This is a genomic window from Gillisella vitis (genome assembly GCF_001541345.2).
Lineage (GTDB): Bacteria > Pseudomonadota > Alphaproteobacteria > Rhizobiales > Rhizobiaceae > Allorhizobium > Allorhizobium vitis.
Genome location: NZ_LMVL02000003.1, coordinates 565,022 through 589,524 on the forward strand (window position 1 = coordinate 565,022; position 24,503 = coordinate 589,524).

Sequence of the window (24,503 nt, forward strand, 5' to 3'; positions counted from 1 at the left end):
TCCTTGCTAAAATAATTCGATTCTAAAACAGCTTAGCGACTTCGTGACTTTGAATGAGGGAAGGCTAGCATCTCAGATGAGGCGTTGCCAGCAACCGGAAATTTCGGTTTCACTTTGCTGTGAATTTTTATCAGGACGATATTTCAGGTGCTGTTTTGAGGAATTTCCCTGTAAATTTCCCAAACCACAGACGCGACTTCTTGATCTTGCCGTTGCGCAGGATTAAGTGCGGCTTATGCCGAAGTTTGAAACCCGCCGTATTGTCCAGCACTCAGCCGATCGCATGTATGAGCTCGTCGCCGATGTCGAGCGCTATCCCGAATTCGTGCCGCTTTGTGAGGAACTTGCCGTGCAATCGCGCAAGGAGCGCGACGGCAAGACTTTGCTGATCGCCAATATGACCGTGGGCTACAAGGCGATCCGCGAGACCTTCGTTTCTCAAGTGCTGTTGAAGCCGGACGAGCGGGCCATCGATGTCAAATATCTAGAAGGCCCGTTCAAATATCTCGACAATCGCTGGCGTTTCGAAGACCTCGAGGATGGCACCTGCGCGGTGAATTTCTACATCGATTACGAGTTCAAAAGCATGATTCTCGGTGCCCTGATGGGCTCGATGTTCGACCGGGCATTCCGGATGTTTTCCGAGGCGTTCGAGACCAGGGCCAATAAGGTTTATGGGACCGCTTAAAGCGCCGTGCAGTTAAGCAATTTCGGTCAGCATGGTGAGCGCAGTGCGCATGGTTTCCAACCGTATGCCTTCACGTCCAAGGTCGCCATAACGCATTGCGTGATGCAGGATTGCGCCGGATCGGCTGGCCGATGCCAGATGCACCAGCCCCACCGGCTTCTCGTCACTCCCACCGCCCGGCCCGGCGATACCGGTCACCGCAACCGAAACGGAGGCGCCGGAGCGGTAGAGGGCGCCGTGGGCCATGGCCAGCGCCGTTTCGCGCGATACGGCGCCATAGGTTTCCAGCGTCAGCGATGGCACGCCGAGCATGTCCATCTTGGCCTGGTTGGAATAGGTGACGTAGCCGCGATCCACTACGGCGGATGATCCGGCAATTTCGGTCAGCAGGCCAGCGATCAATCCGCCGGTGCAGGATTCGGCGGTGGCAATGGTCAAGCCGCGTCTGGTGAAGTCTTCAATGATGGTCCGGGCGGCCTTTTCCAGATCGTCGGGAAACAGGCTCATTGCGGCTTTCCTTGAAAAACCACGGTCGCAGTGGCGATAGCCGCGATGCCTTCGCCCCGGCCGACAAAGCCGATTTTCTCATTGGTCGTGGCTTTGACCGAGCAGCGCTCCAGCGCAATGCCGAGAATCTCGGAGAGTTTTTCGCGCATGATCTGGCGATGCGGGCCGATTTTCGGGGCTTCGGCGATCAGCGAAATATCGGCATTCATAATCGTGCCGCCCGCGTCGCGCACGATGTTGGCGGCATGCTCCAGAAAGATCCGGGAGGCGGCACCGCGCCATTGCGGGTCTGACGGCGGGAAGTGGTCGCCGATATCGCCAGCGCCGCAGGTGGCCAGCAGCGCATCGGTCAGCGCATGCAAGGCGACATCGGCATCGGAATGACCGCTCAAGGCCTGGTCATGGGCAATGAAAATGCCGCAAAGCGTTACGCCGTCGCCCGGCACCAGTTGGTGGACATCATAGCCATTGCCGGTGCGCACATCGGGAAGGGCAGCATGGGAGAGGCGGGCATCGGCCATTTCAAGATCCCGTTTCACGGTCAGTTTCATGTTGTCGGGCGAGCCTTCCACCAGATGCACGGTCAGTCCCGCCCATTCGGCGATGGCCGCATCGTCGGTAAAATCGTCCCGCCCGGCGGTTGCTGCGTCTTCATGGGCAGTCGCTATCTTCGCGTAGACGAAGCTCTGCGGTGTCTGGGCCGCAAAAAGCCCGGCGCGCCCCACGGTATCGACGACTCGGGCATTCTCATCACCACGTTTGAGCGTATCGGTCACTGGGATGGCGGGCAAGACAGCTTCGGCGCCATCGTCAAGCCTGGCGATAATCCGTTGCAGCATCGGCTGATCGAAAAACGGACGAACCGCGTCATGGATCAGCACATAATCCGGCTTTTGATCCCGCAAGGCTTTCAAGCCAGCCAGAACCGATTGCTGCCGGGTTTTGCCGCCATGGGTGATGGTCAGCGAGGCAGCGAGCTGCGGATGGGGGGCGAGAGCCTTGGCCAGCAAAGCCTCGTCGTCGGGATGAATGACGACGATCAGGCGCGCCTGCGGGAGAAGATCTTTGAAGCCCAATAGGCTATGGACAATTACCGGTTTTCCGCCAATCTTCCGATATTGCTTCGGTCCTTCGCTGGAGGCGCCAGCGCGCTCTCCTCGGCCTGCCGCGACCAATATCACCGCTGTTGACCTTGCCCCGTCCGCTTGAATATGCACCATGTCATTCCAGTGTTTGAAACAGATTTCCGCCTGTCTATCGGTGCGGTCAAAAGTTTTCCAGCATTTGCCCGAAAAATTGTCGGTATCGCTTGGAAAGAGCTTGGCAATGATCTTTTTTATGTCTAAAAATCGGGCAAATTAGTATCTTGCCCGAAAGATAGACATTTGCCGCAGCCGGATCTCCAGACAGGGTTTAGCATTGCCTCGGTTGCCATTCGCAACCGCGTCGTGCTTGCGCCGATGTCCGGCGTCACCGACCTGCCGTTTCGGCAATTGGCCTTTCGCCATGGGGCAGGGCTGGTGGTAACGGAAATGGTTGCCAGCCGCGAACTTGTGTTCAACGCGGCGGAAAGCTGGTCGCGGCTGAAAGGGGCAGGCCTTACCCCGCATATGGTGCAATTGGCCGGGCGTGATCCGCATTGGATGGCGGAGGCCGCGAAAATTGCCGAGGCCAATGGCGCCGATATTATCGACATCAATATGGGTTGTCCGGCCAAGAAAGTCATTGGCGGCTATGCGGGATCGGCGCTGATGCGCGAGCCGGAGATTGCGCTGGCGATGATCGAGGCGACGGTGAAGGCCGTTTCAGTCCCCGTCACCGTCAAGATGCGGCTTGGCTGGGATTCCGATTCGATCAACGCGCCATACCTGTCGCGCCGTGCGCAGGATGCCGGTGTGCAGGCAATCACCGTGCATGGCCGCACCCGCATGCAGTTTTACGAAGGCCGGGCCGATTGGGATGCGATTGCTGCCGTGCGTGATGCGATTTCCATTCCTTTGATTGCCAACGGCGATATCGACACCCTTGATGATGCGCAGGAGATTCTGCGCCGGTCTGGTGCCGATGCGATTATGCTGGGGCGTGCCTGCCAGGGTCGTCCCTGGCATGCGGGTGTGCTGGCTGGCCACGCGCCACCAAGCGCGGATGAAATTCCGGCGATTGCCGTCGCCCATTACCGTGCCATGCTGGATCATTACGGCGCGCATGTCGGCGTTCGCCATGCGCGAAAGCATGTCGGCTGGTATCTGGAGCGGCATGGTGTGCAGCTTGATCCTGCCGAAAAGACTGCGCTGATGACATCGAAAGATCCCGACCATGTCGCCGACCGCCTGTTTGCGGCGCTGGCTGGCGCGGCACCAAACCCGCTTGAGGAGGCCGCATGAGCAGTGATACGAAACCCGGCGATGGCTCAGGGGCTGGTCCAGCCGCTGGAAATGTATTGGCAATGGCTGTGCTCAACGCCATCCAGAACCCGGTGGTCATGGTCAATGGCGAGGGACATATCGTTTTTGCAAATTGGGAGGCCGAGGCGTTTTTCGGCGCCAGTGCCAGCCATCTCGCCCGTCACAAGATTTCCACCTTCATTCCGTTTGGCAGCCCGTTGCTGGAATTGATCGATCAGGTGCGGGAGCGGCGGGCACCGGTCAATGAATACCGTGTCGATCTCAGTTCCCCCCGGCTTGGCCAGGACAAGCTGGTCGATCTCTACGTTGCCCCGGTCACTGTCGAGCCGGGCGCTGTCGTCGTGGTGTTTCAGGAACGCTCGATGGCCGACAAGATCGATCGTCAGCTCACCCACCGCGCCGCAGCCCGGTCTGTTACCGGTCTTGCCTCGATGCTTGCCCATGAAATCAAGAACCCGCTGTCCGGCATTCGCGGGGCGGCGCAATTGCTGGAAAGCTCCGTGCCTCCCGAGGATCGCAGCCTGACCCGGCTGATCTGCGACGAGACCGACCGGATCGTCTCGCTGGTCGACCGTATGGAGATCTTCTCCGACGAGCGGCCCGTGGACCGCACCTCGATCAATATCCATTCGGTGCTGGACCATGTGAAGGCCATCGCCCAAGCAGGCTTTGCCCGGCATTTGAAGATCACCGAGAGCTACGATCCGTCGCTGCCGCCGGTGTTTGCCAACCGGGATCAACTGGTCCAGGTGTTTTTGAATCTGATCAAGAATGCCGCCGAGGCGGTGGGCGACCGGGCCGATGGCGAAATCCAGCTGACCACGGCCTATCGCCCCGGCATACGGCTGTCGGTTGCCGGATCGCGGGAAAAGATCTCGCTGCCGCTGGAATTCTGCGTCGCCGATAACGGGCCGGGTGTGCCATCCGACCTTCTGCCGCATCTGTTTGATCCGTTCATCACCACCAAGACCAACGGGTCCGGGCTGGGCCTTGCCCTGGTGGCGAAGATCATCGGCGGCCACGGCGGTATTGTTGAATGCGACAGTCAGGGCAACCGGACACTATTCCGCGTGTTGATGCCGGTTTCCAAGGAAACGGTTGATGACGACGCTCCCTTTGCGAAATCCGTGGGAAGATCAAGATGACAGCCACTATCCTTGTTGCCGATGACGATGCTGCGATCCGCACCGTTTTGAACCAGGCGCTGAGCCGTGCTGGTTACGATGTCCGCATCACGTCGAATGCCGCAACCCTGTGGCGCTGGATTTCAGCCGGTGAGGGCGATCTTGTGGTTACCGATGTGGTCATGCCGGATGAAAACGCCTTCGATCTCCTGCCGCGCATCAAGAAGGCCAGGCCTGACCTGCCGGTTTTGGTGATGAGCGCCCAGAACACCTTTATGACCGCCATCCGCGCTTCGGAAAAGGGCGCCTATGACTATCTACCCAAGCCCTTCGACCTGACGGAACTGATCGCCATTATCGGCAGAGCTCTGGCCGAGCCGAAGAAAAAGCCGGCACGGCTGGGCGATGACATGCAGGACGGTATGCCGCTGGTCGGTCGTTCCGCCGCCATGCAGGAAATCTACCGGGTTCTGGCCCGGCTGATGCAGACCGATCTGACGCTGATGATCACGGGCGAATCCGGCACGGGCAAGGAATTGGTCGCCAAGGCGCTGCATGATTACGGCAAGCGCCGTAACGGTCCCTTCGTGGCGATCAATATGGCGGCTATTCCGCGTGACCTGATCGAATCAGAGCTGTTTGGCCACGAAAAGGGTGCGTTTACCGGGGCGCAGAACCGCTCCACCGGACGTTTCGAGCAGGCCGAGGGCGGCACGCTGTTTCTGGACGAAATTGGCGACATGCCGATGGATGCCCAGACCCGGCTCCTGCGCGTTTTACAGCAGGGTGAATATACCACGGTCGGCGGGCGCACGCCGATCCGTACCGATGTGCGCATCGTTGCAGCCACCAACAAGGATCTGAAACAGTCGATCAACCAGGGCCTGTTTCGCGAAGACCTCTACTATCGCCTGAACGTCGTGCCGCTGCGCCTGCCGCCGTTGCGCGACCGGGCGGAGGATATTGCCGATCTGGTGCGCCATTTCATCCAGCAGGGTGAGAAGGAAGGTCTGGACGCCAAGCGATTCGAGCAGGAAGCGCTCGAAGTGATGAAATCCTATGCCTGGCCCGGCAATGTTCGTGAGCTGGAGAACCTGGTGCGCCGGTTGATGGCGCTTTATCCACAGGATGTTATCACCCGCGAAATCATCGAGCAGGAACTGCGCTCGGACATTACCGACAGCCCGCTTTCCAAAGCCGGTTCGGGCGGCGGTCATATGACCATTGCCCAGGCGGTCGAGGAAAATATGCGCAGCTACTTCGCGTCCTTTGGCGATAACCTGCCGCCGCCCGGCCTTTACGACCGGGTTTTGACCGAAATGGAATATCCACTGATCCTGGCGGCCCTGACCGCCACCCGTGGAAACCAGATCAAGGCCGCCGATCTTTTGGGTTTGAACCGAAATACGCTGCGCAAGAAAATCCGCGAATTGGGTGTTTCGGTTTACAGAAGCTCGCGGAGTGCTTGACATTCGCCTGACAAGCGTTGCAATTTCGCCACAATGCGTTGCTCAATAGCAACGGTGGAGAGCTTTAACGGTAAGGCTTCGTTTCGTGATCCTGCGTCTTCGGTCGTGGGACGCGGTTCTGTCTGCATCCCGTATCATCAGGGTGCAGCAGAGACTTAGTTTGCCGATAAGGCATCTCATCTTTCCGTTTGCGGAGACGAGACTGGATGAAAACGCGGCGGCCTGCGGGGCAGACCGAAGAGGAAGCAGCACTGACACTGCTGCAGGAGCGCAAGTCCTCCTTTGCCTTGCCAGGCCTGATTCTGGCCGGGGGCGCGCTAGCCTGTGCCATGTTCACCCTGCCGGTCCTTCTCGGTCTCACTCCGATTGCGCCGACCTCGAATGTGCTGATCGGCTCTGTCGTCATCAATACGCTTTTCGTGCTTGGTCTGCTGTTCCTGATTGGTCGGGAGGTCAGTCGCCTCGTCAAAGCACGACGTCGGGGGCGGGCGGCGGCCAGGCTGCATGTTCGCATCGTCGTGCTGTTTTCGATTGTGGCGATTACGCCAGCAATCCTGGTGGCGATTTTCGCCAGTATTACCCTCAATGTCGGCCTGGATCGGTGGTTTTCCATCCGCACCCAGAGCATCATCAATTCATCGATGAATGTGGCCCAGGCCTATATGCTGGAAAATGCCAGCTATTTGCAGGGCCAGACGATTTCCATGGCGACGGATCTGGAGCGAAACCGGCCGTTATTCTTCCTCGACCGCACCGGTTTTATCGAGTTGATGACCCGTCAGGCCAAGGGACGCGGGCTGCTGGGAGCCTTTCTGGTCCGCAAGGACGGCACGCCCATCATTCAGGCCGATATCTCGACTGAAAAGCCGCTGCCCGCCATTCCGCAGGATGCGTTGGACAAGGCCGCTGCTGGCCAGCCAACGCTGATCCCACCAGGTGTCACCAATCTGGTCGGCGGGATCATCAAGATGGATTCGCTGAGTGGTGCCTATCTCTACACCATCCGTGCCGTTGATCCGAAGGTCATGCGGGCCATGCGGGAGATGGAGGACAATACCGCCGAATACAAATCGATGGAGGCGGGACGCACCACGCTGCAAATCGCCTTTGCCGTCCTCTATCTCGGATTCGCATTGATCGTGCTGCTGGCTGCCATCTGGACCGCGATTGCTGTTGCCGACCGCATCGTTCGGCCGATCCGGCTGTTGATCGGCGCTGCCGACAATGTCGCGTCAGGCAATATGAACGTCGTGGTGCCGGTCAGAGTTGCCGATGGCGATGTGGGCAGCCTGTCGCGCACCTTCAACAAGATGATTTCCCAGATCCGCACCCAGCGCGATGAAATTCTGGAGGCCAAGGACGAGGTCGATGACCGCCGCCGCTTCATTGAAGCGGTGCTGTCGGGCGTGACAGCGGCGGTGATCGGCGTCGAGGATGATGGCCGGATCACCATCGTCAATCCTTCGGCGGAACTGTTTCTGGCGCGTGGTGCCGATCAGTTGCTGGGCGAGAAGCTGGAAACGGTTGCCCCTGAGATCAACACGGTGTTTGCCGAAGCGGGGCTTCGCCATCGCGGTGATTTCCGCAAGCAGATCAATCTGGTGCGCAGCGGCAAGGAGCGGACCTTGTCGGTGCAGGTGACGCGAGAAGAAACCCGCAACGCCACCGAATCCTACGTGATTACGCTGGATGACATCACGGATCTGGTGATTGCCCAGCGCTCCACGGCCTGGGCCGATGTGGCGCGCCGTATCGCCCATGAGATCAAGAACCCGCTGACCCCGATCCAGCTCTCGGCAGAGCGATTGAAGCGCCGTTTTGGCAAGCAGATCGCCAGCGAGGACCGGCAGGTCTTTGACCAGTGCACAGATACGATTGTCCGTCAGGTCGAGGATATCGGTCGGATGGTGGATGAGTTCTCGTCCTTTGCCCGGATGCCGAAGCCGACCAAGCAGCCGGCTGACCTGCGCGACGTCTTGAAGGACGCGATCTTCCTGCGGGAAATGGGCCATAGCGATTGTGAATTCATTCGCGACGTCGGTGGGTTTCCGCTCGAGGGTTCGTTCGATGCCCGTATGCTGGCCCAGGCCTTCGGCAATCTGATCAAGAATGCGGTGGAAGCAATTGAGGCTGTTCCCTCCGATGCTGAAAAACTGCCGGGCCGGGTGTGGATCAGGGCGACAACGGACGAGGGACGTGACGGTTTCGTGGTGGATATCATCGATAACGGCAAGGGACTGCCGGTCGATAATCGCCACCGCATTCTGGAGCCCTATATGACGATGCGGGAGAAGGGCACGGGCCTCGGCCTCGCCATCGTTAAGAAAATCATTGAAGAACATGGCGGTCAGCTTGAATTGCATGATGCGCCGGCAGAATTCGACGGTGGGCGTGGCGCGATGATCCGCGTTGTGCTGCCGCGCCAAGCCGGGGCAGCCTCTGCCGCCACTGAAGAACATGATAAGGAAGCAGCTTATGGCCTCTGACATCCTGGTGGTTGACGACGAGGAAGACATTCGCGAGATCGTCTCCGGTATCTTGAGCGACGAAGGGCACGAAACCCGCACGGCGCATGACGCTGACAGCGCGCTTGCGGCGATTTCCGACCGGGCGCCCCGGCTGATTTTTCTCGATATCTGGATGCATGGCAGCCGGTTGGACGGGCTGGCCTTGCTGGACGAAATCAAGGCCCGGCATCCCGACCTGCCGGTGGTGATGATTTCGGGGCATGGCAATGTCGAAACGGCGGTGTCGGCCATCAAGCGCGGCGCGTTCGACTTCATCGAAAAGCCGTTCAAGGCCGACCGGTTGATCATGATTGCCGAGCGGGCGCTGGAAAATTCCAAGCTGAAACGTGAAGTGACTGAATTGAAACGGCGCACCGGCGATGCCAACGAGTTGATTGGCAGTTCGGTGGCGGTGTCGCAACTGCGCCAGACCATCGAGAAGATCGCACCGACCAATAGCCGGATCATGATCGTCGGCCCGTCCGGTAGCGGCAAGGAGTTGGTGGCGCGGATGATCCATAAACGCTCGGCCCGCGCCGCCGGGCCGTTCGTGACGCTGAATGCCGCGGCCATCACCCCTGACCGCATGGAAGTGGCGCTGTTCGGCACCGAAGGCGGCCCCGGCCAGTCGCGGCGCATTGGCGCGCTGGAAGAGGCACATCGCGGTATCCTCTATCTGGATGAAGTCGGCGAAATGCCGCGCGAGACCCAAAACAAGATCCTGCGGGTGCTGGTCGATCAGCAATTCGAGCGTGTCGGTGGCAACAAACGGGTCAAGGTCGATGTGCGGATCATTTCCTCCAGCGCCTATAATCTTGAAAGCCTGATTGCCGAAGGAAGGTTCCGCGAGGATCTGTTTCATCGCCTGGCGGTGGTGCCGGTGCGGGTGCCGCCGCTGGCTGAGCGTCGCGAAGATATTCCATTCCTCGTGGATATGCTGATGCGCCATATCGCCGAACAGGCCGGTATTCGCCAGCGCAAGATCGGTGAGGACGCGATGGCGGTGTTGCAGGCTCATGACTGGCCGGGCAATATTCGCCAATTGCGCAACAATATCGAGCGGCTGCTGATCCTGACCCAGAACGATGGGGCCGATGTACCGATCAATGCGGAAATGCTGCCAACGGATCTTGGCGAAATGCTGCCGAAAGTCTCCGGTCGCAGCGATTACCAGATCATGACTTTGCCGCTGCGCGAAGCCCGCGAAATGTTCGAACGCGATTATCTGATCGCTCAGATCAATCGCTTTGGCGGCAATATCTCCCGGACGGCGGAATTTGTCGGCATGGAGCGATCGGCGCTACATCGGAAGTTGAAGTCGCTGGGTGTTTGAGCTGGCCTGGGCAGGGGCGAGACGGGGAAACCATTGCAATTTGACAATGAATTCGCTTGAGGTTTTCCCGATTGCGGAACGACTTCCGATTTGATACCAAACATGACTGATGGGCATTTGGGGAAGCCTGTCCAAAAAAATTAGAAAATTGCAACCGGCATCCCCGACCGGCAAGATAGAAAGAAGCGGCGCCATGGCGGAACGTTCTCAGAATTTGCAGGACCTATTTCTCAATACGGTTCGCAAGCAGAAGATTTCCCTCACTATTTTCCTGATCAACGGCGTGAAGCTGACCGGCGTCGTCACCTCGTTCGATAATTTCTGCGTGCTGTTGCGTCGCGATGGGCATTCCCAGCTCGTCTACAAGCACGCCATTTCGACCATCATGCCGGGCCAGCCCATGCAGATGTTTGAAAGCGAAGAAGCCGCATCATAAATTCGATAAGACTTCCTGCCGGAACAGAATGGGTTGATTTCCGTTGGACAGGCGGAACAATCCATTTTTGGCGTTTAACAACAGGACAACGGCTATAGCCAACCGAGACACCACATCCGATAGCATTATTCCCGAACAGGAAATGCACCGCGACGACATGCGCGCCGTGGTTCTTGTTCCAGTGTTGAAGCAGGCCCGTTCCAGTGAAAAGGCCTCGGCTGAGCTTGGTCCGACCACGACCCGCAGCCACGAGAGCCGGCTGGAAGAGGCCATGGGCCTTGCCCGCGCCATCGATCTGACAATCGTGCAAGGCCTGATCGTTACCGTCAACCAGCCGCGTCCGGCCACCCTGATCGGTAGCGGCAAGATCGAGGAAATCAAGGCGCTGCTCGATAGCCATGATGCCGGTCTGGTCATTGTCGATCATCCATTGACGCCGGTGCAGCAGCGCAATCTGGAAAAGCAATGGAATGCCAAGGTCATCGATCGCACGGGTCTGATCCTGGAAATCTTCGGCCGCCGCGCCTCCACTAAGGAGGGCACATTGCAGGTCGATCTCGCCCATCTGAATTACCAGAAGGGCCGCTTGGTGCGCAGCTGGACCCACTTGGAGCGTCAGCGCGGCGGTGCAGGTTTCATGGGTGGTCCTGGCGAAACCCAGATCGAGGCCGACCGGCGGATGTTGCAGGATCGTATTGTGCGGCTGGAACGAGAACTGGAGCAAGTGGTTCGCACCCGGCAACTGCACCGCGCCAAGCGTCGCAAGGTGCCGCATCCGATCGTTGCCCTTGTCGGCTATACCAATGCCGGAAAATCGACGCTGTTTAACCGGATCACCGGGGCAGGCGTGCTGGCCGAGGATATGCTGTTTGCCACGCTGGACCCGACGCTGCGCCGCATGAAATTGCCACAAGGCCGCACCGTTATCCTTTCGGATACGGTTGGCTTCATCTCGGACCTGCCGACCCATCTGGTCGCAGCCTTTCGCGCTACGCTTGAAGAAGTGCTGGAAGCGGACCTGATCCTGCATGTGCGCGACATGGCCGACCCGGATAATGGTGCGCAGGCGGGTGATGTTATGCGGATTCTCTCCGACCTCGGCATTGATGAAAAAGAGCGTGACGAACGCATTATTGAGGTTTGGAACAAGATCGACCGGTTGGAGCCGGAAGCCCATCAGGCTATTGCTGAAAAAGCAATTGGCCGGAAAAACGTGATGGCTGTTTCGGCGGTTACGGGTGAGGGGGTTGACGCCCTGATGGCCGAGATCGCTCAGCGGCTTTCCGGTGTGGTGACGGAAACCACGGTAATTTTGCCACCAGACAAACTCTCCCTGATCTCCTGGGTCTATGAGAACACCATGGTGGACAGCCGAGAGGACCGAGATAATGGCTCGGTTTCACTCGATTTGCGGCTGTCAGAGCAGCAAGCCAGCGCGTTGGAGCGCAAGCTTGGTCTGATACAGCCGGTTCGCAGCGAGGATTGGGACTGAATAGCCCAGCTTAACTCTGGACCTATTCTCCAAACAGGCTTTTCAGATCAGCGTCCCCCGCATAGCGATCAAAGATCGTCATGGCGCGGTCGCGGATGGGTACGGGTATGATTTTTGCACGATATGGGAGACTTTTGTCGGCCATTATGGTGTTGGTAGCTTTCTCATCGGTCAGTGCCTGGGCAATGGCCGTCGCGTCAGCGTGATGACCACCAATAAAATCGGCAATTTTCCCGGCCAAAGGGTGCACATCTCCGAGAATATCCTTTTCATAGGAAACCCAGAGCGGCTTCACCTGTCCACTCGCCTCGCATTTCTGCCAACTGGCGACAAATTGCGCGTACCAGACGGCTTGCGCGTCCACCAGCAGATCCAGGCGTTTTTCCAAGGGTAGATCCTGGTAGCAGGCGGGCAGTCCATCATCGAAAAAGCCTTCACCCATGCTGTTCTGCAAGCCTCTTGCTTGCATCAGCGCGTCATCCGTGCAGATCAGGGAAACGAAAAAGTTGCGGGTGGTAACGATCGGCCTGATGCCATAGAGCGCCATTTGTCGGGCAACATAGGGCGTACAAAGCACCGGATGCTCTGCCACATATCCGACACCGTCCAGCCCGTTGCGCTGCAAGGCCAGTTCGTCCAACTCTTTTGAGCTGAGATTGGCTCCAAACAGGGAGGCTGAATAATCCGAATAGGCCATGGTGACGAGATTGGCTGAGCGCAGCCCGAGCGTCTTGCGCAGAGCATGTCCGACACTGTCTGCCGATCCCGGCGTGCCAGCCACAAGCAGGTTGAGATTTTTGGCCCGATGAGCGGTCAATCGCGCCTGAAGGACCGTTTCGGCAAACCGACCAAGGCAAAGTTTGAGGTTTTCAGCGGCATCGTTATCGATATCGGGCAAGAAGAACGGGTGAACATGCGACAACGCCACCGTTGCCTCCTGGAGGTCCTGCGGCGCCAGTTGAGCAAGGAACTCCGTTCCCATCCAGCATGCCGTCTGCACATCCGGGATACAGGAGAGAATCTGCATGAAGTGGGCAATGTCTGCGGGCTGCGGTGCCTGTCCGGGTGGCTTGGTCTTGACGTGTACGTTCATGATGCGAGCTCCACAAGCGACTGGCCAGCTCCGAGGCAAGCGTTGTCGATATAATATTTATTAAAAATAATTATAAATGATAACTTGTGCGAGAATGGAGTTCCGCGATCATGTGCGCAATCGCATCCACCGATACGATTGCGCTTTTAAGGAAATCCAGTGGGTGTTTTAAAGTCAAAATCGGGGCGTGTGGCCCACGATTGGATTTTGGCTAGCCATCAGTTATGCCGCCGCGTTCCAGCTGCTTTGCCGCCTGCCAAAGCGTTTCCATCTGCTCAAGGCTGGCCTCATTCAGCGATGATTTTTCGGCGGCCAAGGATTTTTCGATATGGCCGAAACGCCTTCTGAATTTCACATTCGTTCCCCGCAGGGCTTGCTCGGGATCGCTGCCGGTGTGTCGACCGATATTGACCAGAGCGAAAATCAAATCCCCCAACTCGTCCTTTATCTTGTCTGGCTGCCCGGCCTGGAGCGCTTCGCGCAGTTCAGCGATCTCCTCCTCGATCTTGTCGAGAATGGGTTCTGCCTCAGCCCAATCGAACCCAACCTTTGCAGCCTGTTCCTGAAGTTTGACGGCCTCCGTCAAGGCTGGAAACGTTCGCTGCACCGAGCCGAGATGACCGTCTTTAAACACCTCGGCCACACCGCGCGCTGCACGGCGTTCGGCTCTTTCCTGTTTTTCCTGCTTTTTAATCGCATCCCATTGCAGCTTGACGGCCTCGGGCGTATCGGCATCCGAGCGGGCAAACACATGCGGGTGACGCCGGATCATCTTGGAGGTTACTGCCTCGACCACGTCGCCGAACGAAAACAGTCCGGCCTCTTCGGCAATCCGCGCATGAAACACCACTTGCAGCAGAAGATCGCCCAATTCTTCGCAGAGATCGTCGGGATCATTGCGCTCGATGGCGTCGGCCACTTCATACGCCTCTTCCAGCGTATAAGGCTTGATCGTTTCGAAGGTCTGGACAATGTCCCAGGGGCAGCCGGTTTGCGGATCGCGAAGCGCCGCCATGATTTCGATCAGCCGGGCGATATCCTGTGAAGGCTGCATGGTTTTTCCTTATTCAAGAAAGATCAGTTGAGCGGAATGTCGTTGCCGCTCTTGGCTGATTGGTATTGGCCGGACAGATTGCCATAGAGGCCTCTGATCTTCTGGGCCTGTGTCAGCAACTCCCCACGAATTGCATCGTCTTCCACTTCAATCATGTCGTTGATGGCGAAACTGTGCCAGAAGGCGTTCTGCTTGCGATAGCCGCCGGGCTCCAGCCCGAACACTTCCTTCAGAATTTTCAGGTCATGGGGAATGGCGAAAGCATCGCGGCTATCCTCATGGCTGAAGAAATAATAGAAATTGTCAAAACCGGCCCAGGTGATCGCCGACATGCACATGGTGCAGGGTTCGTGGGTGGAGAGAAAAATCAACTCTGATGTCGGTGGGCGCTCGCCCATTTCGTAAAAGCGCTTCAGCGTATGGACTTCGCCATGCCAGAGCGGATTTTCCAACTCGTTATTGGTTTCCGCCAGCACCAGCGACAGGTCCGATTTGCGCAAGATTGCCGCGCCGAAAATCTTGTTGCCGTCGGCCACGCCCTTTTCCGTCAGCGGAATGATGTCCTGCTCGATCACGTCAAGCAATCTGGCGGTGAGATTTTGATCGGTCATGATGGGCGGCGCTCCTTGAAATTCGTCTTTGTCGTTTCGGCAAAATCGGTGGACACGTTTGCCGGACAAACTCGCAGCGCATTTAGCGGCAAGCAAGGGCCAAGGGAAAGCCTTACTCTGCGTATTGATTGAAAATTGCCGGGGCGGGTTGGTTTTGCTCTTATCTTCAAATGCGTTAGGATAGAAATATCGATGCTGTCGGGAAGGCAGATTCGTGTTTCTTCATAAGAGCGCTGTTTTCCCGGATAATGGCGAGATAACAAGGAATGGGTCTTTGAGCATCGAGTCTGACAAGCTGGCGGTTTTTCCGGCGTTTTTTCGCGTTTCCGGCGCGAAATTGGCTGTGTTCGGCGATGGCGACGAGGCCTTTGCTAAGGCTCGGCTGATTGCTAATACATCAGCAACGATCATCGCCTTTACCCAGGACCCGGAGCCTGCTTATTCAGCCTTTCTGAAGCGAAAAACCATCGAGACCAATCCCGCGCCGTTTTCTCCGGATCTTCTGGCGGGAATGGCCATGGTTTTTGCCGCCACCGGTGATGGCGCGGCGGATCGGATGATTGTTGATGCGGCTCGGCTGCAAAAAATTCCCGCCAATGCCGTCGATCAGCCGGATTATTGTGATTTTTACACGCCAGCTCTTGTCAATCGCGCCCCGATTGCGGTGGCGATTGGCACGGAAGGCGTCGGGCCAGTGCTGGCCCAGATGATCCGCGCCGGAATTGACCGGCAATTGCCGAGGTCGGTGGGCAAGCTGGGGCGGTTGGCCAATAGCTATCGTCATGCTGTTGACAGGCTTGTGCCGCGCGGCGTGGCGCGCCGTTTGTTCTGGCGCTCTTTCTTTCAAGGCGACGTGGCGGATGCCATGGAAGGCGGCGATGTGAAGTCCGCGCGTCGCCGGGCGACAAAGCTGCTGAAGTCGGCGGCCAATACCGTGCCGGAAGGTCGGATCTTTCTGGTCGGGGCAGGGCCGGGGGCGGAAGACCTGCTGACATTGCGCGCCCATCGGCTGATGATGGAAGCTGACGCCATTGTTTACGATGCGCTGGTGCCGCAGGCCGTGGTCGATATGGGCCGGCGCGATGCGGACCGCATTCCGGTCGGCAAGCGCAAGGGGTGTCACTCCAAGTCGCAGAGCGAGATCAATGATCTCCTTGTGTCGCTCGGGCATGCTGGAAAACGTGTCGTGCGGCTGAAATCCGGCGACCCCTTGATTTTCGGTCGGGCTGGTGAGGAAATGGCGGCGCTGCGCGATGCCGGTATCGCTTATGAGATCGTGCCTGGTGTCACCTCGGCGCTGGCAGCGGCAGCCGATTTCGAATTGCCCTTGACCTTGCGTGGCGTCTCGTCCTCGCTGGTCTTTACCACCGGTCATGACCTGACCGGCGATGTTCTGCCCGATTGGGCGCGGCTGGCGCTATCAGGCGCAACCGTCGCCGTCTATATGGGCCGCACGGTGGCGGCCTCGGTGGCTGAACGGCTGATTGCCGGTGGTCTGGCGCAGGACACGACGGTTGCCGTGGTGGAAAATGCCGGGCGGGGTGACCGCAGGCTGCTGCATGGCACGCTGCGGGAATTGCCGGGTCTGGAAGGCATGACGGAATTGACCGGACCCGTGATGGTCATTATCGGCGATGCGGTGGCGGGTGCGAATTTCGAGCGATCGATGCCGTTGGCGCAGGCGCGTCTTGCCCTGGCCAAGGCCGATCAACAGCAGATGACGAGGGTTTGACAATGGCAGAGAAAGTCTTGACCGCCAACCGTTTGAGCGATGGCATCGCCGTCTGGCTCGATGCCTCTGGCCAATGGGTGGAAGACCTGCAAGCCTCGCTGGTTGCCCGTCATGCCGAGGCTGTCGCGGCGCTGGAAGCTAACGGCAAACGGGACTTTACCAATAATCTCGTTGTTGACGTCGCCGTGGTCGATGTGGAAGAGCGGGAGGGAAAGCTCTGGCCTCTGCGTCTGCGTGAGCGTATCCGCGCCGCAGGCCCGACCATTCCCTATGCGGACGGGCATGGTCATGCTGATCCCGATTTTGTTGCCGTTTAAGGCTGAGGAAAGACATGTATCGTTACGATGAATTCGACCACGCCTTTGTTGCGGCCCGCGTGGACCAGTTTCGCGATCAGGTAGGTCGCCGCTTGTCCGGCGAGTTGGCGGAAGATGCGTTCAAGCCGCTTCGGCTGATGAATGGCGTTTATCTGCAATTGCACGCCTATATGCTGCGCGTCGCCATTCCCTATGGCACGTTGAACGCCAAGCAAATGCGGATGCTGGCCCATGTGGCGCGCAAATATGACCGTGGCTATGGTCATTTCACCACACGGCAGAATATCCAGTATAATTGGCCAAAACTGTCGGATACGCCCGATATTCTGCAAGAACTGGCCAGCGTCGAGATGCACGCCATCCAGACCTCCGGCAACTGTATCCGCAATGTCACCGCCGACCATTTTGCCGGTGCGGCGCAGGACGAGGTTGCCGATCCACGTCCTTACGCTGAAATCCTGCGGCAATGGTCTTCGGTACACCCGGAATTTTCCTTCCTGCCGCGCAAGTTCAAGATTGCCGTGACAGGGGCTGAGCGCGACCGCGCTGCCATCCAGGTGCATGATATTGGCTTGCATGTGAAGAAAGACGAAAGCGGAAATCTTGGCTTTGCCGTCTATGTCGGTGGCGGTCAGGGCAGAACGCCGATGATTGCCAAGAAGATCAAGGACTTCCTGCCCGAAGAAGACATGCTGTCCTATATCACCGCCATTGTGCGGGTTTATAATCTGCATGGTCGCCGCGACAACAAATACAAGGCGCGGATCAAGATCCTCGTGCACGAAACCGGCACGGAAGAACTGACCCGTCAGATCGATGCGGAATTCGCAAACCTGAAGGACAGTGTGCTGAAGCTGCCCGATGCCGATATTCGCGCCATCGAGAGCTATTTTGCCCTGCCTGACTTGGTTGAGCGCCCGGAAGGCTGGGAAGTTCTGGCCAAAGCCAAGAAGGCGGATGACGGTTTTGCCACCTGGCTTGCGCAAAATGTGCAGCCGCATAAGCATCCCGATTACGGCATGGTGACGATTTCTCTGAAGCCGATTGGTGGCATTCCCGGTGATGCCAGCGATGCCCAGATGGATCTGGTGGCGGATTTGGCCGAGCGCTTTGGCTTTGACGAAATCCGCGTCAGCCATGAGCAGAACCTGATCCTGCCGCATGTGGCGATGGCCGATCTGCCGGCGCTGTATCAGGCGCTGTCGGGCGCAAACCTTGCCACGGCCAATGCGGGCCTGATCACCGACATTATTGCCTGTCCCGGGCTGGACTATTGTGCGCTGGCCAATGCCCGCGCCATTCCGGTGGCGCAGGCGATTTCCACGCGCTTTGGCTCTCAGGCGCGTCAGGCTGAGATTGGTGAGCTGAAAATCAAGATTTCCGGCTGCATCAATGCCTGCGGCCATCACCATGTCGGCCATATCGGTCTGCTGGGGGTGGAAAAGAAGGGTGCGGAGCTTTATCAGATCACGCTTGGCGGATCGGGTGATGAAAATTCGTCCATCGGCGAAATCATCGGTCGCGGCTTTGAGCCGGAAAAAGTGACGGATGCGGTGGAGACCGTGGTCGATACCTATCTGGCGCTGCGACTCGATCCGAAGGAAACCTTCCTTGAGGCTTATCGCCGCGTCGGGCCAAAGCCCTTCAAGGAAGCCCTGTATGGCGGCGCATCCGCCGAAGCCGCCTGAGGAGCGCGATTATGACCCGTATCTGGACCGAAACCGGTTTCGCCGTGCAGGACATCTGGCTGGAGGAGACTGAAGAGGTGAAAGCGGCTGAGGGCCAGAAGGCGCTTCTGCCGCTCGATGCCTTTATCGCTGCTGCTGAAGACAGCAATGCCGTCGATCTCGGTGTGGTGATCGCGCCAGCCGATGACGTGACGAAGCTGAAGCCCTATCTCGACCGCATCGCCATCATTGCCGTGAAGTTTCCAGCCTATAACGATGGCCGAGGCTTCAGCCATGCTTCGCTGTTGCGTGACAGGCTTGGTTATCAGGGCGAATTGCGGGCTGTGGGTGATGTGCTGATCGATCAGGTGCCGCTGATGCTGCGCACTGGCTTTGACAGCTTTGCCGTGACCAATGCGGTGGCGCTGAAACGCCTGCAAGAGGGGCGTCTGCCGGGGATTGCCAATCACTATCAGCCAACCGCCCGGCCAGCGGATGAGGTTGGCGGTTATAGCTGGCGCCGTCGGTCTGCTTCTTGAGGTCTTCTACTTCTAAGGAATGATGTAATGGCCTTGATGCGCGCCTCGTCTCACTGTCGGTTGCACGCTTTCTGTTACCCGGAAAGCGTGCGCCGCTGCGGTTTATGATCGCATCCGCGTGTGGCCTCTGGTCATGCGTGGGATTTTACAGTAATTGGCCCGCCAAGGCGGATAATGCATGACCGAATACGCCCTGATGCGCGGCGGTTCGACGTGAGATTTGAAGGACCCGAACGCTGATGAATGCTCCTGCAAAGACCGATAATGCCGAATTGATCGTCCCGGAAGGCGTCTATGCCGAAACGGTGCTGAGCGTGACGCATTATACCGACCACCTGTTCCGCTTCCGGATGACCCGGCCTGCCGGTTTTCGCTTCCGTTCGGGCGAGTTCGCGATGATCGGCCTGATGGTGGAGGGCAAGCCGCTCTACCGCGCCTATTCCATCGCCAGCCCGTCCTGGGATGAGGAGCTGGAATTCTTCTCGATCAAGGTGCCGAACGGCCCGCTGACCCAGCATTTGCAGCGGATTCAGCCGGGCGACCGGGTGCTGATGCGCAAGAAGCCGACCGGCACCCTGGTGCTGGACGCGCTGACGCCCGGCAAACGGCTCTATATGTTTTCGACTGGCACCGGCATTGCACCCTTCGCCAGCTTGATCCGCGACCCGGAAACCTATGAGAAATTCGAGGAAGTCATCCTCACCCACACCTGCCGCGATGTCGCCGAGTTGAAATATGGGTTCGACCTGATTTCCGAAATCAAGGCCGATGAGATGTTGAGCGAAATCGTTGGCGACAAGCTGAAACATTACGCCACCGCCACCCGCGAAGACTATCCCTTCATGGGCCGGATCACCGACCTGATTGAAAACGGCAAGCTGTTTACCGACCTCGGCGTCCCGGCGCTGGACCCGGCCATTGACCGTGGAATGATCTGCGGCTCGACAGCGATGCTGAAGGACACCAAGGCGCTGCTGGAAAAGGCAGGGCTGACAGAAGGTGCGAACAACAAGCCAGCCGAATTCGTCATCGAGCGGGCATTCGTCGGCTGATTTTCAACGCTGTATTGTCGATTCCGAGTTTCGTGCGACAGTGTTGCTGCCGCACGAACGGACTATTTCGGGATGCGCTGCTGGATAATTTTCCGGTTCGTCCTTGGGAGAGATATGATGTCCGCAGAGAAAGTTGCTGTTGTTACGGCTGGTGGAAGCGGCATGGGAGCCGAATGTGCCAGACGTCTTGCTGCTGATGGCTACAAGGTCGCCATCCTGTCCTCTTCCGGCAAGGGCGAGGCACTGGCAACGGAGCTTGGCGGCCTTGGCGTAACCGGGTCCAATCAATCCAATGAGCACCTGGCGCGTCTAATCGATACCACCATGGAAACATGGGGTCGGATCGATGTATTGGTCAACAGCGCTGGTCACGGCCCGCGCGCCCAGATTATCGAGATCACCGACGAGCAATGGCATATGGGCATGGATGTTTATCTGATGAACGTCGTTCGCCCGGTCCGTCTTGTCACGCCAATCATGCAGGCGCAAAAATCGGGCGCTATCATCAATATTTCCACCGCCTGGGCATTTGAGCCCTCGTCGATGTTTCCAACCTCGGCGGTGTTTCGCGCTGGCCTTGCGGCCTATACGAAGATTTTCGCCGATACCTATGCCGCGGACAATATTCGCATGAACAATGTTCTGCCGGGCTGGATCGACAGTCTGCCTGAGGCCGAGCAGCGCCGGGAAGCTGTTCCGATGAAGCGATATGGCACAAGTGTCGAGATTGCCGCGATCGTCGCCTTCCTGGCATCCGAAGGCGCAGGGTATATCACTGGTCAAAATCTTAAAGTGGATGGTGGATTGACCCGGTCGGTATGACCGTTTGGAGGGGGAAGTCCGCCTCCGCTTAACCCTTCATTAACCATAACGCGAACTATTCCCCCTAACGCCTTAACCATAATCGCATTTTCGCCATTTTATCCCCATTTCTATTGTGGCACAGTCCTGTGTCACTTCGGGGGACTAAGGTTTGACATTTATTCTTTGCAATGGCCGCGTCGCGGTCCTGATTGGTGTGTCGGTGCGATGAAGGTGAAAATGGTTTTGCAGCGGCGTTCAGTTTCCGGATGTTTGCGGATGGCATGGGTTGTTCTGGCGGGCGTGGCGGTGACGTCCTGCGGCGCCAACCATGATGTGAGCAAGGTCAGCACGACCAAGAAACGCAGCAAGGAATATTTTGCCGAGTCCGCCTATGGCGTAAAGGCCAGCCCGCGTGTGGTGGAAAACGGTCCTGTGCCAAAAGGCGGCGGTCGCCGTCTGGTCGGGAATCCCTACGTGGTGGCAGGCAAGGTTTACAAGCCGCGCGAAAACCCCAATTACGAAGCCTCCGGGCTTGCCTCCTGGTATGGCTCGGCTTTCCATGGTCGCTACACCGCCAATGGTGAAGTCTATGACCAATATGGCATTTCCGCCGCTCATCCGACCATGCCGCTGCCCAGCTATGCTCGCGTTACCAATCTCGATACCGGCAGTTCGGTCATTGTCCGCGTCAACGACCGTGGCCCGTTCCACGCCAATCGTCTGATCGATCTCTCGGACAAGGCGGCTGAACTCCTTGACGTCAAGGGTCATGGCACGGCCAATGTGAAGGTTAAATATGTCGGCCCCGCCGACATGACCGGCCATGACATGCCTTATCTGATGGCGTCTTATGTCCGCAAGGGCCAGCGCGTTCCCGGCGTCGATCCCTTCGGTGGAGGCCAGATCGCCAGTGGCGTGATGGTGGCGTCCAATGCGCCGCAGCAGAATTTCATGGGCCGTTTCGCAGGTCCGGCCAGCGCCTCAGCACCGCAGCCGAAAACTGCCAAACCGGTTATTGCGTCGGCCTCAGCCTCAGCCTCAGCTTACGGCAGCCCGTCCTATACGGTTTCCGCCAGTGCCAATGCACCGCGTCCGGTCCAGCGTCAGCCGGTCGCGGTATCGCGGCTAGAACCGAGCCGCGTTGAACCTGCACGTGTAGAACAGACCCGCCAATGGCAGGCTCCTGCCTTGGCCTCCGCTGAGCCGATGCCGCAGCCACGCGCTGCTGCCAACACCGGCGTTTCGCGCAGGGAGATGGCGCCTATGGCTACACCGCAGCCGGTTCGGGCCACCGCGACCCGCCAAAAGCCAGCAGCGGCCCCTTCCAATGGCGGCCTGCCGCCCGGCTGGCATGTCGGCCCGGCTCCGGTCACAGCCAATGCCTATTCCAATCCCAACGAAGGTTGATCCCAACTGGCGCTGGTGAGGCTTGTTCAAGCCATGCTCTAGCCGCTTTCAAGGGTAGACGCCTTCTTCCATAAAACCTATCCATTATAGATGCCGGTCGCGATTCTCGCTGTCCGGCGTCTTATTGTTGGTGAAGGATGGCGATGCATATCGGCTTGCCAGTCACAAAGCGCTTTTGGGCGTATGCTGGATCATACGATAGGAAGATGCTTGTGCTGCTTGCAGCACTTTTCTACGGCGTCAGTCTTCAGACCGGCGCCTTTGCGCAAGGAGCGGCAGCGGACGCGGCAACGCCCGCCGTCTACGCCACCGAGGCCAAGCAGGTCCTGCTGATCGAGGCTGAAACCGGCAGCGTGCTGTTTGAAAAAAACAGTGATCAACCGTTCACCTCTGCGTCCTTGTCCAAGATGATGGTTGCGGAGGTGGTGCTCGATGCGCTGAAATCCGGTCGCCTGACGCTGTCCCAGGAGTTTCCCGTTTCCGAATTTGCCTGGCGCACCGGTGGCGCGCCGTCACGCACGGCAACGATGTTTGCCGCCGTGCGTTCTCGTGTGCCGGTGGAGGCACTGCTGAAGGGCGTCATGGTGCAGATGGCCAATGATGCCTGCCTTATCCTGGCCGAAGGCATGGCCGGATCGGAGCAGGGGTTTGTCAAGCTGATGAATGAGCGGGCAGCGGCACTTGGCCTGAAGGACAGCCATTTTGCCAATGCAACGGGCCTTCCCGACCCCGGCAATAAAGTCAGCCTGCGCGACATGATCACGCTGGCGCAGGCGCTCAAATCCAATTACCCGGATTTCTATGCGCTCTACGCCCAGCCGGATTTCGAGTGGAACAAGATCTTCCAGCGCAATCGCAATCCGCTTCTTGGCCAGTCGCCCGGCGTGGATGGGCTGGCGGTAGGATTTGCCGAGGGAGAAGGTTATTCCATCGTCGCCTCCGCCCAGCAGAACGGCGTGCGGCTCTATCTGGGCCTGGCGGGCAGCGAAAGTGACAAGACCCGGCAGGAGGATGCGGCAAAGGCGCTCGCCTGGGGCTTTTCCGCCTTTGAGAAGCGCCGTCTGTTTGAGGCGGGGCAAGTGATCGGCGAGGCTAGCGTCTATGGCGGGGAACCGGCGCAGGTGCCGCTGGTGTCGCCGCAGCCGGTCGATGTCTATCTGCCGGTTGGCGCGAGCGATAAGCTGGAAGCCAAGGTCATCTATCCCTGGCCGCTGCGCCCCGGCGTTACCCAAGGCCAGCAGGTCGGGCATTTGAAGGTCATGCTCGGCGACAAGCTATTGCGCGACATGCCGCTTCAGGCCGCGTCGCCGTCAACGCTGGGCTCGCTGGTCAAACGCACCCGTGACGCACTGGTGGAACTGCTGTTTTCCTGGGTTTGAGCCGACAGAGGTTTCCCAGGGCGCAAGCTTGCGTTACACAGCGGTTCTATAGTTTGTCAGGGAAAAGTGGAAACCGGTTTTCCCGAAAAGACAAACGAAAACAAGAGTAGCTAGAGTCTGTCTGGTTCAATCTGAACCTGACAGACTCTAGAGCATCGGACCGAAACGTGGGAACCGGTTTTCCGTCCAGAAACACTCTAAACACGAAAGAAAGCGGATCAGTGTCGGTTGGCAGCGGATTATTCGTAACATTCGAAGGTGGCGAGGGGGCGGGCAAGTCCACCCAGATCAGGTTTCTGGCGAACACGCTGGAGGCGCTCGGCTTTGCCGTTGTCACCAGCCGTGAACCGGGTGGCTCACCCTGCGCCGAGGCCTTGCGGCATGTGCTGCTGTCGGGTGCCGCCGAGCCGTTCGGGGTGGAAATGGAAGCCATCCTGTTTGCCGCCGCCCGCAATGACCATGTCGAAGCCCGGCTGCGCCCGGCGCTGCTGCGGGGCGATGTGGTGCTTTGCGACCGTTTCATGGATTCCTCGCGGGTCTATCAGGGCGCGACCGGCAATCTCTCTTCGGCCTTCATCGAGCGGCTGCAAGCCATTGCCGTCGATGGCGTGGTACCGGACCTGACGATCATCCTCGATCTGCCAGCAAATATCGGATTGGCGCGGGCGAAAAACCGCGCTGGAGCTTTGGGAGAAGATGCGCCGGATCGTTTCGAGAAAGAGGAAATCGCCATTCACGAACGCCGCCGCGAGGCTTTTCTGGCCATTGCCCGGGCCGAGCCTGCGCGTTGCAGAGTGGTGGATGCGCGCGTCGGGATCGAGCAGATCGCCGAGGAGATTTTTGCTGCCGTGAAGCCACTCCTGCCTCAAAACCAAGGAGGGCACTAG

Annotated in this window: 22 protein-coding genes; 17 read left to right on the forward strand and 5 right to left on the reverse strand. The window is 58.4% G+C overall.

The features are described from left to right. The first annotated feature begins 235 nt into the window (after positions 1 to 235). Positions 236 to 688: a type II toxin-antitoxin system RatA family toxin gene (locus tag ASB66_RS12810; RefSeq protein ID WP_060715584.1), complete on the forward strand. Its 453-nt coding sequence runs from the start codon at positions 236 to 238 to the stop codon at positions 686 to 688. Between the two features lie 12 nt (positions 689 to 700). Here ASB66_RS12810 and ASB66_RS12815 read toward each other — a convergent pair whose 3' ends face one another. Both ASB66_RS12815 and ASB66_RS12820 read right to left on the reverse strand, forming a co-directional pair. After that, positions 701 to 1,195 (reverse strand): CinA family protein, encoded by a 495-nt coding sequence (locus tag ASB66_RS12815; protein WP_060715583.1) that lies wholly within the window; start codon positions 1,193 to 1,195, stop codon positions 701 to 703. Next, positions 1,192 to 2,415, reverse strand: coding sequence for a bifunctional 2-C-methyl-D-erythritol 4-phosphate cytidylyltransferase/2-C-methyl-D-erythritol 2,4-cyclodiphosphate synthase (locus ASB66_RS12820; protein WP_060715582.1), 1,224 nt, complete (start codon positions 2,413 to 2,415; stop codon positions 1,192 to 1,194). Before ASB66_RS12820 ends, ASB66_RS12815 begins: the two co-directional genes overlap by 4 nt. Positions 2,416 to 2,580: 165 nt before the next feature. Here ASB66_RS12820 and dusB point away from each other — a divergent pair, with 165 nt between their 5' ends. From dusB to hflX, 7 genes are all read left to right on the forward strand, one after another. Next, positions 2,581 to 3,579 carry a tRNA dihydrouridine synthase DusB gene (dusB, locus tag ASB66_RS12825; protein WP_060715581.1) on the forward strand — a complete coding sequence of 333 codons (999 nt, stop codon included), beginning with the start codon at positions 2,581 to 2,583 and terminating at the stop codon, positions 3,577 to 3,579. Then, the gene (locus tag ASB66_RS12830) at positions 3,576 to 4,745 is read left to right on the forward strand and encodes a two-component system sensor histidine kinase NtrB (protein ID WP_060715580.1); all 1,170 of its coding nucleotides are present in this window, start codon (positions 3,576 to 3,578) and stop codon (positions 4,743 to 4,745) included. The genes dusB and ASB66_RS12830 overlap by 4 nt, the downstream gene beginning before the upstream one ends. Beyond that, entirely contained in the window at positions 4,742 to 6,193 is a 1,452-nt protein-coding gene (gene ntrC, locus ASB66_RS12835) for a nitrogen regulation protein NR(I) (RefSeq protein WP_060715579.1), read from the forward strand. The genes ASB66_RS12830 and ntrC overlap by 4 nt, the downstream gene beginning before the upstream one ends. Positions 6,194 to 6,399: 206 nt before the next feature. Next, on the forward strand, positions 6,400 to 8,679 hold the full coding sequence (locus ASB66_RS12840; protein WP_060715578.1) for a sensor histidine kinase NtrY-like: 2,280 nt from the start codon (positions 6,400 to 6,402) through the stop codon (positions 8,677 to 8,679). Further along, positions 8,669 to 10,033 (forward strand): nitrogen assimilation response regulator NtrX, encoded by a 1,365-nt coding sequence (ntrX, locus tag ASB66_RS12845; RefSeq protein WP_060715577.1) that lies wholly within the window; start codon positions 8,669 to 8,671, stop codon positions 10,031 to 10,033. Before ASB66_RS12840 ends, ntrX begins: the two co-directional genes overlap by 11 nt. 193 nt (positions 10,034 to 10,226) lie before the next feature. Then, positions 10,227 to 10,469 carry an RNA chaperone Hfq gene (hfq, locus tag ASB66_RS12850; RefSeq protein ID WP_003539403.1) on the forward strand — a complete coding sequence of 81 codons (243 nt, stop codon included), beginning with the start codon at positions 10,227 to 10,229 and terminating at the stop codon, positions 10,467 to 10,469. 142 nt (positions 10,470 to 10,611) lie between these two features. Further along, on the forward strand, positions 10,612 to 11,961 hold the full coding sequence (gene hflX, locus ASB66_RS12855) for a GTPase HflX (RefSeq protein WP_114386588.1): 1,350 nt from the start codon (positions 10,612 to 10,614) through the stop codon (positions 11,959 to 11,961). A 22-nt stretch (positions 11,962 to 11,983) separates the two neighbouring features. Here hflX and ASB66_RS12860 read toward each other — a convergent pair whose 3' ends face one another. The 3 genes from ASB66_RS12860 to ASB66_RS12870 form a co-directional block, all read right to left on the reverse strand. After that, a complete protein-coding gene (locus ASB66_RS12860; protein ID WP_060715576.1) occupies positions 11,984 to 13,054 on the reverse strand; it encodes a hypothetical protein in 1,071 nt (356 codons plus the stop codon). A 211-nt stretch (positions 13,055 to 13,265) separates the two neighbouring features. Continuing rightward, a complete protein-coding gene (mazG, locus tag ASB66_RS12865) occupies positions 13,266 to 14,108 on the reverse strand; it encodes a nucleoside triphosphate pyrophosphohydrolase (protein ID WP_060715575.1) in 843 nt (280 codons plus the stop codon). Between the two features lie 23 nt (positions 14,109 to 14,131). Next, a complete protein-coding gene (locus ASB66_RS12870) occupies positions 14,132 to 14,719 on the reverse strand; it encodes a deaminase (RefSeq protein WP_060715574.1) in 588 nt (195 codons plus the stop codon). Positions 14,720 to 14,993: 274 nt separating this feature from the next. Here ASB66_RS12870 and cysG point away from each other — a divergent pair, with 274 nt between their 5' ends. The 9 genes from cysG (at position 14,994) to tmk (ending at position 24,503) form a co-directional block, all read left to right on the forward strand. After that, positions 14,994 to 16,451, forward strand: coding sequence for a siroheme synthase CysG (gene cysG / locus ASB66_RS12875; RefSeq protein WP_060715573.1), 1,458 nt, complete (start codon positions 14,994 to 14,996; stop codon positions 16,449 to 16,451). A gap of 2 nt (positions 16,452 to 16,453) precedes the next feature. Next, positions 16,454 to 16,768, forward strand: a complete 315-nt coding sequence (locus ASB66_RS12880; protein ID WP_060715572.1) for a DUF2849 domain-containing protein — start codon at positions 16,454 to 16,456, stop codon at positions 16,766 to 16,768. Between the two features lie 14 nt (positions 16,769 to 16,782). Further along, positions 16,783 to 18,456: a nitrite/sulfite reductase gene (locus tag ASB66_RS12885; protein ID WP_060715571.1), complete on the forward strand. Its 1,674-nt coding sequence runs from the start codon at positions 16,783 to 16,785 to the stop codon at positions 18,454 to 18,456. A gap of 11 nt (positions 18,457 to 18,467) precedes the next feature. After that, the gene (locus ASB66_RS12890; RefSeq protein ID WP_060715570.1) at positions 18,468 to 18,974 is read left to right on the forward strand and encodes a DUF934 domain-containing protein; all 507 of its coding nucleotides are present in this window, start codon (positions 18,468 to 18,470) and stop codon (positions 18,972 to 18,974) included. Positions 18,975 to 19,213: 239 nt separating this feature from the next. Further along, entirely contained in the window at positions 19,214 to 20,026 is an 813-nt protein-coding gene (locus ASB66_RS12895) for a ferredoxin--NADP reductase (RefSeq protein ID WP_060715569.1), read from the forward strand. Positions 20,027 to 20,143: 117 nt separating this feature from the next. Next, positions 20,144 to 20,848: an SDR family oxidoreductase gene (locus ASB66_RS12900; RefSeq protein WP_060715568.1), complete on the forward strand. Its 705-nt coding sequence runs from the start codon at positions 20,144 to 20,146 to the stop codon at positions 20,846 to 20,848. A 258-nt stretch (positions 20,849 to 21,106) separates the two neighbouring features. Next, on the forward strand, positions 21,107 to 22,237 hold the full coding sequence (locus ASB66_RS12905) for a septal ring lytic transglycosylase RlpA family protein (protein ID WP_081088856.1): 1,131 nt from the start codon (positions 21,107 to 21,109) through the stop codon (positions 22,235 to 22,237). 206 nt (positions 22,238 to 22,443) lie between these two features. Then, positions 22,444 to 23,616, forward strand: a complete 1,173-nt coding sequence (locus ASB66_RS12910; RefSeq protein ID WP_060715991.1) for a D-alanyl-D-alanine carboxypeptidase family protein — start codon at positions 22,444 to 22,446, stop codon at positions 23,614 to 23,616. Positions 23,617 to 23,837: 221 nt separating this feature from the next. Continuing rightward, positions 23,838 to 24,503: a dTMP kinase gene (tmk, locus tag ASB66_RS12915; RefSeq protein ID WP_060715566.1), complete on the forward strand. Its 666-nt coding sequence runs from the start codon at positions 23,838 to 23,840 to the stop codon at positions 24,501 to 24,503.